Genomic DNA, 17,895 nt, shown 5'->3' on the forward strand with positions numbered 1-17,895 from the left:
CTCGCACCGGCCCCCCAGGCGGGCGGGAGGGACCGCGGCGCCCCCGCTCGAGCGGGGGCGCTGTCACGTCCGGCACTGCAGCACGAGCCTGGACTTACGCACTCCCCGTGCGGAAGCTTTGTGGTGACGGCAAACCTAGGGGGCACACCATGCCGCAGATCACCGCCCGCCAGGCGGCAGCCCGTTCTCATGAGTTTCGGTAAGCCCGTTCTGCACTCATCCGAGCCCCGCCCTGGGCAGCCTTCAGACCCACCCGTTCCCACGGGAACGAAGCCAGGCACCGGACGGCATTCGGCGGCATCCAGCGTCATCGAAAGCGTCCGATTCACCCCGAGTTCTTGCATCTCCGCAGGTCAGTCATGTAACAAAATCAGGTTCGAGTCCCGTCACTCACCCTGAGTAATCAGCCGGTGACCTCGGTGCAGAGGTCACCGGCTGATTCGTTTCCCCTCCCGGGAGCCCGCGTGCACGCCGACCCCATCCGCACGGCCCGCCTCGACCTGGTCCCCCTGCGCGTGGACCACGCCGAGGAGATGTCGGCCGTCCTCTCCGACCCCGCCCTGCACACGTTCATCGGCGGGAAGCCCCTGACGGCCGAGGAACTGCGCTCCCGCTACGAACGCCTGGTGGCCGGCTCCCCCGACCCCGCCACCACCTGGCTCAACTGGGTCCTCCGCCTCCACACCGACGCCACCCTCATCGGCACCGTCCAGGCCACGATCACCGGCAAGCACAAAGCCGAGATCGCCTGGATCGTCGGCACCCCCTGGCAGGGCCAGGGCCTCGCCTCAGAAGCCGCCCGCGGCCTCGTCACCTGGCTGGTCCGCCACTACATCCGCACCATCACCGCCCACATCCACCCCTCCCACACGGCATCGGCCGCGGTCGCCCTGGCGGCGGGCCTTGCCCCGACCGAGGAGGAGCACGACGGAGAGACGGTGTGGCGGCTGTCGCTGAGCGCGTGACGCCGAACTGCCCGCCTCCGCGGTGCCGTTGACCCGTCCTACGACGAAGCCCGTCCCACCAGCTCCGTGGCCAGTACCACCTGTCGGCGTTCCAGGCCCCGGGATGCCGCCGGGCGGCGGTCCGCGATTTCGGTGAGGAGGAGGTCGATCATGTGGCGGCCCATTTCGGCTATGGGCTGGCGGACGCTGGTGAGGGGTGGGTCCATGTGGCGGGCGATGGCGGAGTCGTCGTAGCCGACGAGGGCGACGTCGTCGGGGATGCGGCGGCCCGCCTCGCGGAGGGCCTGGCGGGCGCCGGCCGCGGTGACGTCGGAGGCGGCGAAGACGGCGTCGATGTCGGGGGCGCGGGAGAGGAGCGCGGCCATGGCGCGGGTGCCGCCCTCCTCGGTGAAGTCGCCGGGTTCGATCAGGGCCTCGTCCACCGTCACGCCCGCATCGCGCAGGGCGTCCCGGTAGCCGTCGATGCGGCGCTGGGCACCGTACACATCGAGGCGGCCGGTGATGTGCGCTATGCGGGTGCGACCGCGGGAGAGCAGGTGTTCGACCGCCTGGCGGGCGCCGCCGTAGTTGTCGGAGTCGACCGACGGGAGGGTTTCCCCGGCCGATCGCGGGCCGCTGATCACCGCCGGGATCTCCAGCTGGGACAGCAGATCCGGCAGCGGGTCGTCCGCGTGCACCGAGACCAGCAGGACGCCGTCCACCCGGTGCGCGGCCAAGTACTGGGCCAGCCGCCGCCGTTCCCGGTCGTTGCCCGCGAAAATCAGCAGCAACTGCATCTCCGTGTCGGAGAGTTCGGCCGCCACGCCGTTCAGCATGTCCGAGAAGTACGGCTCCGCGAAGAAGCGGGTCTCCGGCTCGGGGACCACCAGCGCGATCGCGTCCGTGCGGTTCGCGGCCAGCGCCCGCGCCGCCGTGTTCGGGACGTAGCCGAGCTCCGCGACCGCCGCCTCCACCGCCGCGCGGGTCGCGTCACTGACCCGGGGCGAGCCGTTGATCACCCGGGAGACCGTGCCACGGCCGACACCGGCACGCGCGGCCACCTCTTCGAGGGTCGGCCGGCCACCGCTCCGGCCCCGCGCTCCGTGGCTTGCCATGGGCTCCGCCTTCCCGCCGTCATCTTCACGCTGGCCTGGAATGTAACAGTCCCGCCCATCGGGGTGAGCGCCCCTGGGGCCTGCCGCCCCCGGACCCCTGCTCCGGCCCGCACATCCTCGTCCTCAATCACCGGGCGGGCCGAAAACCATCGGCCGATGATCGACTCCTGAGTTAGTTAACAGGCCGATAACTGAAGACATATCTCCTTGCCGACTCCCTTGACACCCCCGCCCGGACCCGCGAGTCTTCAACTCATCACTGGTGGGAGCGCTCCCACAGTACCTGACACATACACATCCCGCACGTTCCCCGCCCGAGCCGCCGCGAGAACTAACGGGCCCAACAATGCAGTTGGCCGGGGGGTCGGCACGTCAGGGCAACAGGAGGACGCAATGCGAGCACGTACCCGAACCGCCCGTCGCAGGGTGGTGGTCCTCGCGGCCGTCGCGTCGCTGGGCGCCGGGCTGCTGGCCGGCTGTGCCGACGACGGTAAGGACGACAACGGAGGGTCGTCGTCGGGAGGCGGCGGTGGCAAGACCAAGATCACGCTGGGGCTGTTCGGCACCGCCGGGTTCGAGGAGTCCGGTCTGTACAAGGAGTACGAGAAGCTCCACCCGGACATCGACATCCAGCAGACCGTCGTCGAGCGCAACGAGAACTACTACCCGGCGCTGCTGAACCACCTCACCACCAACAGCGGTCTCCAGGACATCCAGATGGTCGAGGTCGGCAACATCGCCGAGATCGTCCAGACCCAGTCCGACAAGCTGCTCGACCTGTCGAAGTACGGCAAGGAGAGCGACTACCTGGACTGGAAGTGGAAGCAGGCCACCACCTCCGGCGGCCAGACCATCGGCGTCGGCACCGACGTCGGTCCCATGGCCATCTGCTACCGCACGGACCTGTTCAAGGCGGCCGGTCTGCCCACCGACCGCGAGGAAGTCGGCAAGCTGTGGGCCGGCAGCTGGGACAAGTTCGTCGACGTCGGCAAGACGTACCAGAAGAAGGCCAAGGGCACGACGTTCCTGGACTCCCCCGGCGGTCTCCTCCAGGCCATCCTCAGCAGTGAGACCGAGCGGTTCTACGACTCCTCCGGCAAGGTCATCTACAAGACGAACCCGGCCGTGAAGTCCGCCTTCGACCTCACCGCCGACGCCGCCGAGGCCGGACTGATCGGCAACCAGACGCAGTTCCAGCCCGCGTGGGACACGACCATCGCCAATAGCAAGTTCGCCGCGATGTCCTGCCCGCCGTGGATGCTCGGCTACATCAAGGGCAAGTCGAAGGCCGACGCGGCCGGCAAGTGGGACATCGCCCAGGCGCCGAAGTCCGGCAACTGGGGCGGCTCCTTCCTGACCGTGCCCAAGTCCGGCAAGAACACCGAGGAAGCCGCCAAGCTGGCCGCCTGGTTGACCGCTCCCGAGCAGCAGGCCAAGCTCTTCGCCGTGCAGGGCAGCTTCCCGAGCACCCCGGCCGCGTACGACTCGGCCGCGGTGAAGAACGCGAAGAACGACATGACCGGTGACGCGCCGATCGGCACGATCTTCGCCGAGGCCGCCAAGAACATCCCGGTCCAGACGATCGGCCCGAAGGACCAGATCATCCAGCAGGGCCTGACCGACAACGGTGTGGTCCTGGTGACCCAGGGCAAGTCCGCCAAGGAAGCCTGGGACAACGCCGTGAAGACCATCGACAACAACCTGGACCAGTGACCCGTATGACCACTGGGCACGACACCGCCGCCGCGTCCCCCGCGAAGGGGGGCGCGGCCCCGGCCCGCCCGTCCGCGGGGCCCCCGGACGACGAGCGCCGCCGTGCGCGGCTGTCCCGCCGCTGGCAGCGGGACGTGCGCTGGAGCCCGTACGCCTTCGTCTCGCCGTTCTTCCTGCTGTTCCTGGCGTTCGGCCTGTTCCCGCTGATCTACACCGGCTGGGCCTCGCTGCACCAGGTGGAGCTGACCGCGCCCACCGACATGAGCTGGGTGGGCTTCCGGAACTACACGCGGATCTTCGACGACGACTTCTTCTGGAACGCGGCGCGGAACACGCTGACCATCGGGATCATCTCGACGGTCCCGCAGCTGCTGATGGCGATGGGCCTCGCGCACATCCTCAACTACAAGCTGCGCGCCTCGACCTTCTACCGGGTCGCGATGCTCGCCCCGTACGCGACGTCGATCGCCGCCGCCTCGCTCGTCTTCGTCCTGCTCTTCGGCCGCGACTACGGCATGATCAACTGGGCGCTGAACCAGGTCGGCATCGACAACATCGACTGGCAGAACGACAAGTGGGCCTCGCAGATCGCGATCTCCTCGATCGTCGTCTGGCGCTGGACCGGCTACAACGCGCTGATCTATCTGGCGGCGATGCAGGCGATCCCGCAGGACCTGTACGAGTCCGCGGCCCTCGACGGGGCCAACCGCTGGCAGCAGTTCTTCCATGTGACGCTGCCCTCGCTGCGGCCGACGATCCTGTTCACGGTGGTCGTCTCGACCATCGGCGCGTCCCAGCTCTTCGGCGAGCCGCTGCTGTTCGACGCCAACAAGGGCGCCTCGGGCGGCAGTCAGCACCAGTTCCAGACGCTCGGCCTGTATCTGTACGAGCAGGGCTGGGTCAACCAGCACCTGGGCCGCGCCTCCGCGATCGCCTGGACGATGTTCCTGATCCTCATCGTCATCGGGATCGTCAACTACGTCATCTCGCGCCGGCTGCGCGCCAGTAGTTAGGAGAACCGGCCGTGACGACGACACTCACCAAACCGCCGGCCGACGAGGCCCAGCCTCCCAGGCGCCCCAAGCGCCCCAGGTCGGCGCGCGCGGGCGGCACCCTGCACGCCGGGCCGATCGCGTACCTCATCCTCGCCCTGTTCACCATCGGCTCGCTGTTCCCGCTGGTGTGGACGGCGATCGCCGCGTCCCGTGACAATCAGCGGCTCGCGCAGAGCCCGCCGCCGTTCTGGTTCGGCTCGGGTCTGTTCGACAAGCTGGAGATCGCCTGGACCGACGCCAACCTGGGCGAGGCGTTCTTCAACACCACGATCGTGGCCGGGGTTTCGGCGCTCACGATCGTCGTGCTGTCGACGATCGCCGGGTTCGCCTTCGCCAAGCTGCGGTTCAAGGGCCGTAACGCCCTGATGCTGATCGTGATCGGCACGATGATGGTGCCGCCGCAGCTGAGCGTGATCCCGCTGTACATGATGGTCGCCAAGCTCGACTGGTCCGACCAGCTCCAGGCGGTGATCCTGCCCTCGCTGGTCAGCGCGTTCGGCGTGTTCTTCATGCGGCAGTACCTGTTGCAGGCGCTCCCGGACGAGATCATCGAGGCGGCCCGCGTCGACGGCGCGAGCAGCTGGCGGGTGATCTGGCACGTGGTGTTCCCGGCGGCGCGGCCCGCGATGGCCGTGCTGGGCATGCTGATGTTCGTGCAGACCTGGAACGACTTCCTGTGGCCGTTCCTGGTGCTGACGCAGAACGGCAACCCGACCGTGCAGGTCGCGGTCGCGGGCCTGGGCCGCGGCTATACCCCGGACCAGTCCCTGATCATGGCCGGCGCGCTGCTCGGCACGCTGCCGCTGCTGGTGGTCTTCGCGATCTTCGGCAAGCAGATCGTCGGCGGCATCATGCAGGGCGCCGTCAAGGGCTGACCTCCTGCTTCCCGGGGGCCGGGTCATCGCCGCCTCGGCCCCTTCCTTCCCCCATCTACCCGTCTACCCGTCGGTCTCCACGACCTCCAATGGGAGCGCTTCCATGCCTGAACCCGCGACGCCGGCGACCCCGGTGACCTTTCCCCCCGCCTTCCTCTGGGGTGCCGCGACCTCGGCGTACCAGATCGAGGGGGCGGTGCGGGAGGACGGCCGCACCCCCTCGATCTGGGACACCTTCAGCCACACCCCGGGCAAGACGGCCGGTGGCGAGACCGGTGACATCGCTGTCGACCATTACCACCGCTTCCGGGACGACGTGGCGCTGATGGCCGACCTCGGCCTCACGGCGTACCGCTTCTCGATCTCCTGGTCCCGCGTCCAGCCCACCGGCCGCGGCCCCGCGGTCCAGCGCGGCCTGGACTTCTACCGCAACCTCGTGGACGAGCTGCTCGCGCACGGCATCAAGCCGGCCGTCACCCTCTACCACTGGGATCTGCCGCAGGAGCTGGAGGACGCGGGCGGCTGGCCGGAGCGCGACACGGCGTACCGGTTCGCGGAGTACGCGCAGATCGTCGGCGAGGCGCTCGGCGACCGGGTGGAGCAGTGGATCACCCTCAACGAGCCGTGGTGCAGCGCCTTCTTGGGCTACGGCTCCGGCGTGCACGCGCCCGGCCGCACCGACCCGGCGGCCTCGCTGAAGGCGGCCCATCACCTCAACCTCGCGCACGGCCTCGGCACTTCGGCCCTGCGCTCGGCGATGCCGGCCCGCAACTCGGTCGCGCTGAGCCTCAACTCCTCGGTGGTGCGCCCGGTTTCGCAGGACGCGGCGGACCTGGCGGCGGCCAGGAAGATCGACGACCTGGCCAACGGGGTCTTCCACGGCCCGATCCTGCACGGGGCGTACCCGGACTCGCTGTTCGCGGCAACGGAGTTGATCACCGACTGGTCGTACGTCCAGGACGGCGACCTCGCCGCCATCAACCAGCCGCTGGACGCGCTGGGCCTCAACTACTACACGCCTGCGCTGGTTTCGGCGGCGGACACCGACCTGACCGGCCCGCGCGCCGACGGCCACGGGGCGAGCGACCACTCCCCCTGGCCCGGCGCCGACGACGTGGCCTTCCACCAAACCCCCGGCGAGCGTACGGAGATGGGCTGGTCGATCGACCCGACCGGTCTGCACGAGCTGATCATGCGCTACACCCGCGAGGCCCCGGGCCTGCCGCTCTACATCACCGAGAACGGCGCCGCCTACGACGACAAGCCCGACCCCGACGGCCGCGTCCACGACCCGGAGCGCATCTCCTACCTCCACGGCCACCTCGCCGCGGTCCGCCAGGCGATCACCGACGGCGCGGACGTCCGCGGCTACTACCTGTGGTCCCTGCTGGACAACTTCGAGTGGGCGTACGGCTACGAGAAGCGCTTCGGCGCGGTCTACGTCGACTACCAGACTCTCGCCCGTACGCCGAAGTCGAGCGCCCTGTGGTACGGGCAGGCGGCACGGACGGGGACGCTGCCGGAGGTGCCGGAGGTCTAGAGCCACCGCGGAGAGCGGGGGACGGGGGAAGGGGAAGGGGCGCGGCATCCGAGGGGGATGCCGCGCCCCGGCCCGTGGGGGGGCGTCAATTGCGCTGGGGTGGGCGTCAGTTGTAGGCCTCGAACGCCTTCGAGAACGCGTGCTCGTCCTGGACGATCGAGCTGCACGTGGCGTCGGCGTAGGTCTTGGCGCCGCCGGAGCACTGCTTGTCGCGCGTGGCCGACCACATCGACAGCCAGCCGAGGCCCTTGGACTTGGCGAAGTCGACCAGCTGGGCGGCGTCGTCGACCTTGAAGATCTCGCTGGTGACGTCGTTGACGCCGATCATGGGCGTCACCGCGACGGCCTTCCATGCGGCGGCGTCGGAAAGCCCGAGGACGCTCTTGACCTGGGCCTGGGTGGCGGTGGCGGCCTGCTCGGCGTAGGTGCCCATGTCGCCGCTGTACGCCGGGCCGTAGTCCATCGCCATGATGTTGACGGTGTCGATCGCGACGCCGTTCGCCTTGGCGTCGGACAGGAGGTTCACGCCGTCCTGGGTCAGACCCTCGGGCATGACGGGGAGGGTGAAGGAGACGTCCAGGCCGGGGTGGTTCTGCTGGAGCTTGGCTATGGCCTTGGCGCGGTTGGTGTTCGCCGTGGTGTTGGGCAGTGCGCCACCCTCGACGTCGAAGTCGACCTTGGTCAGGTCGTAGGCGGCCACGACCTTCTCGTACGCCGCCGCGAGCGCGTCCGCCGAGGAGCAGGTCGTCGCCAGCTCGCTGCCCGCCGCGCCGCCGAAGGAGACCCGGACGTCGCCGCCCTTGGCGCGCAGGGCGCCGATCTGTGCGGCCACCGCGTCGCTCGCGAGGTCGGTCACGCCGCCCCACTTCGGGGTGCAGCTCCCACCGTCGGTGATGAAGGCGAGGTTGTAGTCCTTGACGCCGGTGGCCGTGGCGCTGGCGACCAGGTCGAAGGCGGGGTAGAGGGAGGTGTCGACGTAGGGGGCGAAGCCGGCGCTGGTGGTGGTTCCGGTGCCGGTGCTGCTGGTCGCGGTCGGGGAGGCGGTGGCCGTGGCGGTGGGGGTGCTGGTCGCCGTCTTCGTGGGGGTCGGGGTGGCGGTGGCGGTCGGTGTCGCGGTGGCCGTCTGGCTCGGGCGGCCGGTGGGCTCCGGTGTGGCGGTGCCGTCCGCGGAACAGGCGGCGCCGTCGATGAGACAGCCCGTCGGGTCGCCGGTGCCGTTGACGACGAAGCCGACGGTGACGGACTCGCCGGCGGCCAGCCCGTCGGTGTCCCACTTGGCGGAGGTCACGGTGACATGCGAGCCGCTGACGCTCGACTCGGCGTTCCACAGCGAGCTCAGCTTCGCGCCCGACGGCAGGTCGAACTCCAGCTTCCAGCCGGTCTCCGCCCCGCCGCTGTTGTTGGTGACGACGTACTGCGCGGTGTAGCCCGTCGACCAGTCACTCGTCCTCGTGTACGCGGCACCGACCCCGGCCGCCTGCGCGGTACCGGTGAGCAGGATCGCGCCGCCCCCGATCACGGCCGCGGCGACGGCCCCGGCGATCACCTTGTTTCTGCCGCTCACCTTGCGCCGGTGCGTGCTCATGACGTGCCTGCCTTCACAGTTCGGGGGTGGGGTGCGGCAGCACGCTAGCGATCCGGAATCGGGCAAAGCGCCTGATCCGGACGGCGGTTGGTGATCTTAGGGTGCGCTTAAGGAAGGGATCGGGGCCGGTTAAAGGTAGAGACCAATCGGCCGGTACGGCGTCTGCGCACCCGGTGCCCCCGGCGCTCGGGCACCCGCCCGTCCAGCTGGATCCAGATCCGCACCTCGGTGCCGCCGAGCACCGACGAGCCGATCCGTACGTCCCCGCCGGTCTCCTCCGCGAGCCGGCGCACGATGTCGAGCCCGAGCCCGGTCGACCCGGTGCTTCCCGATCCGCGCCCTCGGGCCATCGCCGCCTCGGGGTCGCGGATGCCGGGCCCCGCGTCGGAGACCAGCACGATCACCGCGTCCTCGCCGTTGTGCACGTCGACCGCGAAGGCGGTGCCCTCCGGGGTGTGCCGGAAGACGTTGCCCAGCAGCGCGTCGAGGGCGGCGGCGAGATCGGCGCGGGCCACGGGTATCCGCACCGGCCGTTCCACTCCGGCCACCCGCACCTTGCGCCCCTCGTCCTCGGCGAGCGCCGACCAGAACGCCATCCGCTCCCGCACCACCTCGGCGGCGTCGCATCCGGCGCCGGGCCCGGCGGCCGCGGTCTGCGGCTTGGCCTCCCGCGCGGTCCGGATGATGGTGTCGACCTCGCGCTCCAGCTGCGCGACCGCGGCCCGCGTCTGCTCGGCGGCCGGACCGTCCCCGAGCGAGGCCGCGTTGAGCCGCAGCACGGTCAGGGGCGTGCGCAGCCGGTGCGACAGATCGGCCGCCAACTCCCGCTCGTTCGCGAGCAGTTGTACGACCTGGTCGGCCATGGAGTTGAACGCGACCGCCGCGAGCCGCAGCTCGATCGGCCCCTCCTCGGGCACCCGGGACCCCAGCTTCCCCTCCCCCAGTTCATGCGCGCCCTCGACCAGCTTCTGCGCGGGCTGCACCATCCGTACGCCCAGCCGGTCGGCGACGGCGACCGAGCCGACGATCAGCGCGACACCGACCCCGGCGAGCACCGCCCAGGCCGTCGCGACACCGTTGCTGACCTCGGACTCGGGGACGTACACCTCGACGACCGCGATCTCGCCGGAGCTCAGCGCGACGGGCTGGAGCAGGGTGGATCCGCCGTGCACCTCGCTGGTGGAGGCGCGGCCCAGTTTCCGTACGGTCGCGATGTCGCCGTCGGCGGCCCGCTGCCGTCCGATGTCGACGGCCTGGGTGTCGGCGCCGGCCGGTATGTGCACGGCCATCTCGGCCTCCGAGCCGGCGGAGGCGACGACCCGCTCCAGCTGGTCCCGGTCGGTGGTGATGGACAGGGCGGGGGCGACGGCGGCGGCCTCCCGCTCGGCGTTGGAGAAGGCGCGGTCCCGGGCCATCTCCTTGATGACGAGGCCGAGGGGGACGGCGAAGGCGACCACGACCATGGTGGTGACGGCGAGGCAGACCTTGACGAGTGCCCATCTCATCGCGGCGACTCCGAACCGGGCGGCCCGTAGGGGGATTCCACCGGAGGCTCCAGCTTCACGCCGACGCCCCGCAGGGTGTGCAGATAGCGGGGTCGCGCCGCGGTCTCCCCCAGCTTCCTGCGCAGCCAGGACAGATGGACGTCGATGGTCTGGTCGTCGCCGTAGGACTGCTGCCACACCTCGGCGAGGAGTTCCTTGCGGGGGACGACGACTCCGGGGCGGCCGGCGAGGAAGGCGAGCAGGTCGAACTCGCGGCGGGTGAGGTCGAGGCGGACGCCGTCCAGTTCGGCCTGGCGGCGCAGCGGGTCGACGGTGAGTCCGCCGACGCGGATCACGGACTCGGGGGGCGCGTCCCCGACGACGGCCCGGGACCGCCGTAGGACGGCGGCCATCCGCGCGGACAGGTGCTCGACGGAGAACGGCTTGGTCAGGTAGTCGTCCGCGCCCGCGTTCAGCAGCCGGACGATCTCCGCCTCGTCGTCCCTGGCCGTGGCGATGATCACAGGGACGTCGGTGATGCCGCGCAGCATCTTCAGCGCCTCCGATCCGTCGAGGTCGGGCAGACCGAGGTCGAGGATGACGACGTCGAAACGGAAATGGGCGACCTCGCGCAGCGCCTCCAGTGCCGTCCCCACACTGCGCACGAGGTGCGCGGCGTCGGTGAGATGCCGGATGAGCGCCGAGCGTACGAACTGGTCGTCCTCGACCACGAGCACACTTGCCATGCGCCGCACCGTACGCCATGCGGGGGAGCCCCATCCGGCGCCTGTGGACAACTCAGTCCGGTGGGCAACGGGGTGGGACACGCCTGGGACGGGTGAGGCAGTATGGCCCGCGATGCGCAGAGGACTCATACACGTACTGGCTTGGTCGCTCGCCACGGGCGCGGCGGTCACGCTGTCGTGGTGGGGTGTCCACACGGTGATGGCGGGCACGGCGTACGACCCGCCGCGCGCCCTCCCGATCACGGCCGCCGACGCGACGACACAGGAGTCGAAGCCGCTGGCGTCGTCGACGGCACGCCCGTCCCCGTCCGCCTCTCCGTCGAAGAGTCCGTCCAGGAAAGCGTCCCCGACCCCGACCCCCTCGAAGACACCGTCGAAGACCCCGACCCCCTCCCCCTCCACTTCCGGCGAGGTCAAGAGCTACGACACCGAGGGCGGCCGCGCGGTCTTCGACCTCGGTGAGACCTCCGCGACCCTCGTCTCGGCGACACCGGCCGCGGGCTGGTCGATGCAGGTGTGGAAGACGGAGACATGGATCCGGGTGGAGTTCGCCTCCGGCGCGGACCGGGTGTCGGTGTTCTGCACCTGGCACGACAGCGCGCCTCGGGTGGAGGTGGGGACGTACTAGGGGCCGCGGCGAGGCGTGGTGGCCGCACCGGGCGCCGAAATCTGACAGCCAACTAAATATTGACAGTCGACTCCCATTTGGGAGTAGCCTTTCATCAGGTTGCTTCCACTCGGGAGGTCCACATGTCCGCGCACGCCCTGTCCCCGTCATCCCGCCGCTGGCTCGCGCTCGCCGCGCTCACCCTGAGCGTGCTGATCGTCGGCCTCGACGGCACCGTCATCAACGTCGCCCTGCCGACCATGGCGGCCGAACTGCCCGCCGACAGCGCCCAGTTGCAGTGGATCGGCGGCGGCTATCTGCTCGCCCTGTCGGTGGCGATGCTCCCGGTCGGTCTGCTCGGCGACCGGTACGGCCACAAACGGCTCCTGCTCTCCGGCATCGGCCTGTTCGGCCTCGCCTCGCTCGCCGGGGCCTTCGCCGGCTCGCCCGCGACGGTCATCGCCGCCCGCGCGGTCCTCGGTCTCGGCGCCGCCGCGATCATGCCGCTGTCCATGGCGATCCTGCCGCGCGTGTTCTCCAAGGCGGAGCTGCCCAAGGCCGTCGCCGTGTGGACGGCCGCGACGGCGCTCGGCATGCCGGTCGGCCCGGTGGTCGGCGGCTGGCTCCTCGACCACTTCTGGTGGGGCTCGGTGTTCCTGTTCAACCTGCCGGTCGCCGCGCTGGCGCTGCTCGCGGGCTGGTGGCTGCTGCCCCGCGACTCCCGCCGCACCACCACCGCGCCCTTCGACGCGCTCGGCACCGCGCTCGGCGGCCTCGGCATCGTCGCCCTGGTCTACGGCACGATCCTGATCCCCCGCGACGGCTGGACCTCCCCATCCGTCCTCGCCTCCCTCGCCGCCGCGGCCGCCCTGCTGACGGCGTTCGTGGTCCGCGAACGCCGCACCGAGCACCCCGTCGTCGACCTGAAGCTGTTCGCCGAACCCCGTTTCCTGTGGGGCACGTTGATCGCCGTCTTCGTCAACTTCGCGGTGATGGGCATCCTGTTCGTGGTCCCGCAGTACCTCCAGTCCGTGCTCGGCAACGACGCCCTCGGCACCGGAATCCGCGTACTGCCCCTGATCGGCGGCCTGATGGCGGCGGCCACCGCGAGCGAGGCCCTCGTCCCGCGGCTCGGCGCCCGTACGGTCGTACCGTCCGGCATGGCCGTGATGGCGGCCGGCGTCCTGCTCGGCACGACCACGGACATCTCGGACGGCTACGGCTTCACCGCCCTGTGGCTCGCCCTCACCGGCCTCGGCTTCGGGCTCGCGGTCGTACCCGCGACCAGCCTGGTGATGAGCACGCTCCCCGCCGACCACGCGGGCTCCGGCACCAGCCTCCTGGAGACCGTGCAGCAACTCGGCGCGGTCCTCGGCGTGGCCGGACTCGGCAGCCTTCTCGGGTACGGCTATCTGGCCCGCCTCGACACCGGCGGACTGCCCGCTCCGGCGGCCGACGCGGCCCGTGACTCGGTGGCGGGCGCGGACGCGGTGGCGGCGCGGCTGCACGACACGGGCCTGGTTGCCTCCGCCCACGAGGCCTTCCTCCACGGCATGAACCTGGTCCTGGCCGGCTGCGGAGCGATCGCCCTGCTCGCCGCCGTACTGGCCGCGCTGTTCCTGCCCGACCCCGCCCCCTGCTCCCGGACGGTGGCCCGGTCCGCCGCCCAGCACGCAGAATCAGTCGTATGACGACGCACGAGACCTCCGCCGCGCCCCTCGGCCTGCGGGAGCGCAAGAAGCAGCAGACCCGCGAGCGCATCCGGCGCGAGGCCTACCGTCTCTTCGCCGAGCACGGCTACGAGGCGACCACGGTCGACCAGATCGCGGAGGCGGCGGAGGTCTCGTCGAGCACGTTCTTCCGGTACTTCCCCACCAAGGAGGACGTGGTCATCCAGGACGAGTACGACCCCGCGCTCGCCGACGCGATCCGCTCCCGCCCGGCCGACGAGCCGATCGTGGACGCGATCATCGCCTCCCTGAAGGGCCCCCTCGGCGCCGTCTTCGAGCAGGACCGCGAGGCCCTCCTCCTGCGCGCCCGCCTCACCTTCACCGACCCCGCGATCCGCGCCAGCAACGTCGCCGAGCAGGAGCGCAGCGAGCGCGCCATGGCCGAGGTCATCGCGGAACGCGCCGGCCGGGACGCGGGCGACCTGGAGGTCAGGTGCGCGGCGGCGGCCGTCATCGCCGTGTTCACGGCCCTCGTACGGCACTGGGTGGAGGGCGACGGCAAGGACGACCTGGCGGAACTGTACGAGCGCCATCTGCCGCTGCTGTCGCGGGGATTGACCTTCTGAAGGATTGGCCTTCTGCGGGATCGGCCTTCCGAACGGCGGCGGACCGCGGCGCTCAGCGGAACACCGACGGCGGCGGCGCCGGCGACGCGACCGCCGCCGCGTCCGTCACCGGTACGGCGCCGCCCGTGAAGTCGGTGAGGGGCTTGCCGTGTTCGACGCGGCCCGGGTGCGGGTCGGAGGCGGCGCGGCGGGTCAGTTCGGCCAGGGGGAGCGGGGTGTCGGAGGCGACCAGGACGGCGTTGCCGAAGCGTTTGCCGCGCAGGACCGTCGGGTCGGCGATGAGGGCGAGGTGCTCGAAGCGGGCGGCGGCGGTCGCGATCTGGCCGCGCAGATGGGCGAGCGGGGGGCCGTCGGCGAGGTTGGCGGCGTAGACCGCGGTGGGCTTCAGGGTCCGGCGGACCTCGTCGAGGAACTCCGTCGAGGTCAGATGCGCCGGGGTGCGCGCCCCGCTGAACACATCCGCGATGACGAGATCGGCCCAGCCGTCTGGCACCTTGGCGAGCCCTTCGCGCGCGTCCGTGGAGCGCACCCGGATGCGGGCGTTCGGGTCCAACGGCAGCTCCCGCCGCACCAGTTGGACGAGGGCCGCGTCGCGCTCGACGACCTGCTGGGTGGAACGGGGCCGGGTGGCGGCGACGTACCGGGCGAGACCGAGGGCTCCGCCGCCGAGGTGCACGGCGTGGACGGGCTTCCCGGCCGGGGCGACGAGGTCGATGACATGCCCGAGGCGGCGCTGGTACTCGAAGGAGAGATACGCGGGGTCGTCCAGGTCGACGTGCGACTGTGGCGCCCCGTCGATCAGCAGCGTCCAGGCACGCGCGCGGTCCCGGTCGGGTATGAGTTCGGCGAGCCCGCCGTCGACGGCCTCTACGACGGCTTCGGCGACGGCTTGGCCGCGTCGGCCGCTCCTGGACTTTCCCATGGGGGCATTGTCGCAAGCGGCGGGCGCTCGTGCCGCTCAGCGCATACGGTCCTGCCGCTCGGCACGTGCCGTCGTGCCGCTCAGCGGCAGTTGTCGGCGGCCTCGATCAGGCGGGCCGCCTCCCCGAGCGCCGCCCGCAGGACGGCCGGGTCGGTCGCCAGGTCGCCGTCGCCGGGCGGCAGCAGCCAGTCGGAGCCCTCCACGGGCGGTTCGGGGTTCAGCCGCAGGCCCCGCCCGTTGGTCTCCGTACAGGTGCTGCCCGGCACGTCCCAGGCGGCGGCCGTGCCCGGCGGGACCACGAAGCCGAGGGTGTCGTCGCCGTCGTCGTGCAGTACGGGTCCCACCGCGTCGCCCGCCCCGCCGCGCCGCAGGATGTCGACCGCCTCCAGACCCTGCCGGGTCGGCACCGTGACGAGGTCGCAGCCGGCCTCCGGGACCGGTGGCTCGCTGCGCTCCGTCAGCGGCGTACACGCTTCGATGCTCTGACTGGTCTCCATCCCGGCCTCCACCACGGAACCCCTCCTCGGATCTTCGGACGAGCGGGTCGGGAGTCGGGCGGCTCCCGGTCCTGTGGGGTTCAACGCGCGACGGCGTCAACGGCTACGGCACAAGTCAGCCGCAAAGGATGGCAGTTCATGGCAGATCCTGGATGAGATATCCGGTTTGTAGCCAAACCCTGCGTGGCGGGTCCGACACAGCGGGTACGTTCTTGCCCGCCGGAAACAGGGTGTCACACGGACAACCCACCCCGAATCCGGCATGGTTCGACGGTTCACGAGAGGACCCGGCCATGGCGTCGTCAAAGGTGGCCCCTTCGCACGCGGATCAGTCCCCCAGACCACCGCGACCGAACCTCGCGTTCCGGGAGCTGCGCGGACAGCGCTCCCCGGCCGAGTTCGCCGCGGCGGTACGAAGGGCCGCCCGCGAGATCGGTGAGCGGGTCAGCTGTGACGCGCGCTATGTGGGCCGGGTCGAGGCGGGCGAGATCCGCTGCCCCAACTACGCGTACGAGCGGGTGTTCCTGCACATGTTCCCCGGCCGCACGCTCACCGACCTGGGGTTCGCACCCCGCGCGTCCGTACGAGGACGCGGGGCGCGCGCCGCCGAGGTCGCGCCCCCGGCATGCGTCACGAGCCCGGCATATGCCGCGGGTGAGACGTGGGGGGCGTACGAGCCGTATGACACGCAGGACCCCTACGAGACGTACGACAACGAGGAGAGCGACGTGCTGCGTCGCGCATTCATGACCGGCGGGGGCGCCACGGTGGCCGCCGCCTCACTGGGCCCCATCGGGCTCGCCTTCGACGCCGCGGCGGCGGGACGACCCGTGCGCCGGGTCGGGGCGGGCGACGCGGACGCCCTGGAACAAGCGGTCCGCCGGATCCGGCTGCTGGACGACCGGCACGGCGCGGACGGACTGTACCGGCGCGCGGCGGCCCCGCTGCGCGCCGCGTACGCGCTCCTTGACGCCGGCGCGACCCGGCAGACGACCGCCGACCGGCTGCACTCGGGCGCGGGTGAACTCGCCATCTCGGTGGGCTGGCTGGCCCACGACTCGGGACGGTACGACGACGCGCGCTCGCACTACGCCGAAGCACTCGCCACCGCGCGGATGACCGGCGACCCCGCCCTGGAGTCACACGCCTTCTGCAACACGGCGTTCCTCGCGCGCGACGCGGGGCGCCCCCGGGAGGCGTTGCGCGCCGCGCAGGCCGCCCAGCGCGTCGGACGGTCCCTCGGATCCGCCCGCCTCATGTCGCTGCTCGCGCTGCGCGAGGCGGGCGGCTGGGCGGGGCTCGCCGACCGCACCGGCTGCGAACAGGCGCTGGCCCGCGCGCAGGCACTCTTCGAGCGAGGCCCCTCGGACGCCGACCCCGAGTGGATGAGCTTCTACGGCGAGGCCGAGCTGGAGGGCCTGGAGGCGCAGTGCTGGTCCACGCTGGGCGACTGGCCCCGTGCCGCTCGGCACGCGCGGCGTGCGGCGCAGCTCCAGGATCCGCACTTCACGCGCAACATCGCGCTGTACACCGCCGAACTGGCCGACGACCTGGCCCGCGGCGGACGGCCCGACGAGGCCGCCTCGGCGGCGATGCGGGTGCTGGACCTGCTGGGGCAGGTCCAGTCGTCCCGGGTGCAGGCGATGCTCGCGGAGACAGCGAGAGTGCTGCTGCCGCACCGGCGGGCGTCGGGGGTGTCGACGTTCCTGGAACGGCACGCGGGTCTGCCGAGATCGGCCTAGCCCGCGCCGGCGAGCGACAGCCACCAGGGCAACCACTACGCCGCGAGATGCCCCAAGTCGTTCCAGCTCTCAATGGCCGGTTCCCCGTACGCCCACCCCAGCACCGACAGCGACGTCGGGTTCAGTCGGATCCGCGCGGCGAAGTCCAGGGGCAGGCCCAGCCATCGGGCGCCTATGGACCGCAGGATGTGCCCGTGCGCGAAGACCAGGACGTCCCGGTCCTCCGCGCGGGCCCAGGCGACCACCTCGTCCGCGCGGGCCGTCACCTCGGCGAGGGTCTCGCCCTCGGGGACGCCGTCGCGCCAGATGAGCCAGCCGGGGCGGATGGCCTGGATCTCGGCGGGGGTCAGGCCCTCGTACGCGCCGTAGTCCCATTCGAGGAGCGCGTCCCACTCGCTCGCGCGCTCCTCGAACCCGGCGAGTTCACACGTCTCACGCGCGCGTGAGAGCGGGCTGGTGCGCACCTCGACTCCGGGCAGGCCGTCGAGCGGGGCGCGGTGGAGTCGCTCGCCGAGCAGCTTGGCGCCGCGCCGGCCCTCTTCGAGGAGCGGCACGTCCGTCCTGCCGGTGTGTTTCCCGGCGAGGGACCATTCGGTCTGTCCGTGCCGGGCCAGCAGGATGCGCGGTGCCATGAGCCGAGGGACCTTTCGAGGGAAAATGCGGGCGGGCTCCCCCCATCATCCCGCACCCTGTCCGGGGGCAACCCGTCGGGCGATCTCTGCGTCCTAGAGGGCCGGGGGCCCTGAGCGGGGCGAACACATACACCGTAAAGTG

Annotated in this window: 16 protein-coding genes; 9 read left to right on the forward strand and 7 right to left on the reverse strand. The window is 71.3% G+C overall.

Annotated elements, in window-relative coordinates:
- Positions 1-464: 464 nt before the first annotated feature.
- Positions 465-965: a GNAT family N-acetyltransferase gene (locus tag ABZ928_RS27355; RefSeq protein ID WP_361524207.1), complete on the forward strand. Its 501-nt coding sequence runs from the start codon at positions 465-467 to the stop codon at positions 963-965.
- Positions 966-1,003: 38 nt separating this feature from the next.
- On the opposite strand, the gene ABZ928_RS27360 is transcribed toward ABZ928_RS27355, so the two are convergent.
- The gene (locus ABZ928_RS27360) at positions 1,004-2,059 is read right to left on the reverse strand and encodes a LacI family DNA-binding transcriptional regulator (RefSeq protein ID WP_361524210.1); all 1,056 of its coding nucleotides are present in this window, start codon (positions 2,057-2,059) and stop codon (positions 1,004-1,006) included.
- A 393-nt stretch (positions 2,060-2,452) separates the two neighbouring features.
- Between ABZ928_RS27360 and ABZ928_RS27365 the strand changes: the two genes are divergently transcribed.
- From ABZ928_RS27365 to ABZ928_RS27380, 4 genes are all read left to right on the forward strand, one after another.
- Positions 2,453-3,772, forward strand: coding sequence for an extracellular solute-binding protein (locus ABZ928_RS27365; RefSeq protein ID WP_361524212.1), 1,320 nt, complete (start codon positions 2,453-2,455; stop codon positions 3,770-3,772).
- A gap of 5 nt (positions 3,773-3,777) precedes the next feature.
- Complete coding sequence (locus ABZ928_RS27370) at positions 3,778-4,785, forward strand: sugar ABC transporter permease (RefSeq protein ID WP_361524215.1); 1,008 nt, start codon at positions 3,778-3,780, stop codon at positions 4,783-4,785.
- A gap of 11 nt (positions 4,786-4,796) precedes the next feature.
- Positions 4,797-5,702: a carbohydrate ABC transporter permease gene (locus tag ABZ928_RS27375; RefSeq protein ID WP_361524218.1), complete on the forward strand. Its 906-nt coding sequence runs from the start codon at positions 4,797-4,799 to the stop codon at positions 5,700-5,702.
- A gap of 103 nt (positions 5,703-5,805) precedes the next feature.
- A complete protein-coding gene (locus ABZ928_RS27380) occupies positions 5,806-7,242 on the forward strand; it encodes a GH1 family beta-glucosidase (protein ID WP_361524221.1) in 1,437 nt (478 codons plus the stop codon).
- 106 nt (positions 7,243-7,348) lie between these two features.
- Here ABZ928_RS27380 and ABZ928_RS27385 read toward each other — a convergent pair whose 3' ends face one another.
- The 3 genes from ABZ928_RS27385 to ABZ928_RS27395 form a co-directional block, all read right to left on the reverse strand.
- Complete coding sequence (locus ABZ928_RS27385) at positions 7,349-8,827, reverse strand: cellulose binding domain-containing protein (protein WP_361524224.1); 1,479 nt, start codon at positions 8,825-8,827, stop codon at positions 7,349-7,351.
- A 107-nt stretch (positions 8,828-8,934) separates the two neighbouring features.
- Positions 8,935-10,332: a HAMP domain-containing sensor histidine kinase gene (locus tag ABZ928_RS27390; RefSeq protein ID WP_361524227.1), complete on the reverse strand. Its 1,398-nt coding sequence runs from the start codon at positions 10,330-10,332 to the stop codon at positions 8,935-8,937.
- Positions 10,329-11,057 (reverse strand): response regulator transcription factor, encoded by a 729-nt coding sequence (locus ABZ928_RS27395; protein WP_361524230.1) that lies wholly within the window; start codon positions 11,055-11,057, stop codon positions 10,329-10,331. The genes ABZ928_RS27390 and ABZ928_RS27395 overlap by 4 nt, the downstream gene beginning before the upstream one ends.
- Before the next feature lie 112 nt (positions 11,058-11,169).
- On the opposite strand from ABZ928_RS27395, the gene ABZ928_RS27400 reads away from it, so the two are divergent.
- From ABZ928_RS27400 to ABZ928_RS27410, 3 genes are all read left to right on the forward strand, one after another.
- The gene (locus tag ABZ928_RS27400; protein ID WP_361524233.1) at positions 11,170-11,685 is read left to right on the forward strand and encodes a hypothetical protein; all 516 of its coding nucleotides are present in this window, start codon (positions 11,170-11,172) and stop codon (positions 11,683-11,685) included.
- Between the two features lie 122 nt (positions 11,686-11,807).
- Positions 11,808-13,355, forward strand: coding sequence for an MFS transporter (locus tag ABZ928_RS27405; RefSeq protein ID WP_361524236.1), 1,548 nt, complete (start codon positions 11,808-11,810; stop codon positions 13,353-13,355).
- Positions 13,352-13,960, forward strand: coding sequence for a TetR family transcriptional regulator (locus tag ABZ928_RS27410; protein ID WP_361524239.1), 609 nt, complete (start codon positions 13,352-13,354; stop codon positions 13,958-13,960). Before ABZ928_RS27405 ends, ABZ928_RS27410 begins: the two co-directional genes overlap by 4 nt.
- A 52-nt stretch (positions 13,961-14,012) precedes the next feature.
- Here ABZ928_RS27410 and ABZ928_RS27415 read toward each other — a convergent pair whose 3' ends face one another.
- The gene (locus ABZ928_RS27415; protein WP_361524242.1) at positions 14,013-14,882 is read right to left on the reverse strand and encodes a fused MFS/spermidine synthase; all 870 of its coding nucleotides are present in this window, start codon (positions 14,880-14,882) and stop codon (positions 14,013-14,015) included.
- Between the two features lie 80 nt (positions 14,883-14,962).
- Positions 14,963-15,379, reverse strand: coding sequence for a hypothetical protein (locus ABZ928_RS27420; RefSeq protein ID WP_361524245.1), 417 nt, complete (start codon positions 15,377-15,379; stop codon positions 14,963-14,965).
- A 293-nt stretch (positions 15,380-15,672) separates the two neighbouring features.
- Between ABZ928_RS27420 and ABZ928_RS27425 the strand changes: the two genes are divergently transcribed.
- Complete coding sequence (locus ABZ928_RS27425) at positions 15,673-17,121, forward strand: hypothetical protein (protein ID WP_361524248.1); 1,449 nt, start codon at positions 15,673-15,675, stop codon at positions 17,119-17,121.
- 35 nt (positions 17,122-17,156) lie between these two features.
- Here ABZ928_RS27425 and ABZ928_RS27430 read toward each other — a convergent pair whose 3' ends face one another.
- Positions 17,157-17,753, reverse strand: coding sequence for a histidine phosphatase family protein (locus tag ABZ928_RS27430; protein WP_361524251.1), 597 nt, complete (start codon positions 17,751-17,753; stop codon positions 17,157-17,159).
- Positions 17,754-17,895 lie beyond the last annotated feature (142 nt).

The organism is Streptomyces sp. NPDC046909, assembly GCF_040644695.1.
GTDB lineage: Bacteria > Actinomycetota > Actinomycetes > Streptomycetales > Streptomycetaceae > Streptomyces.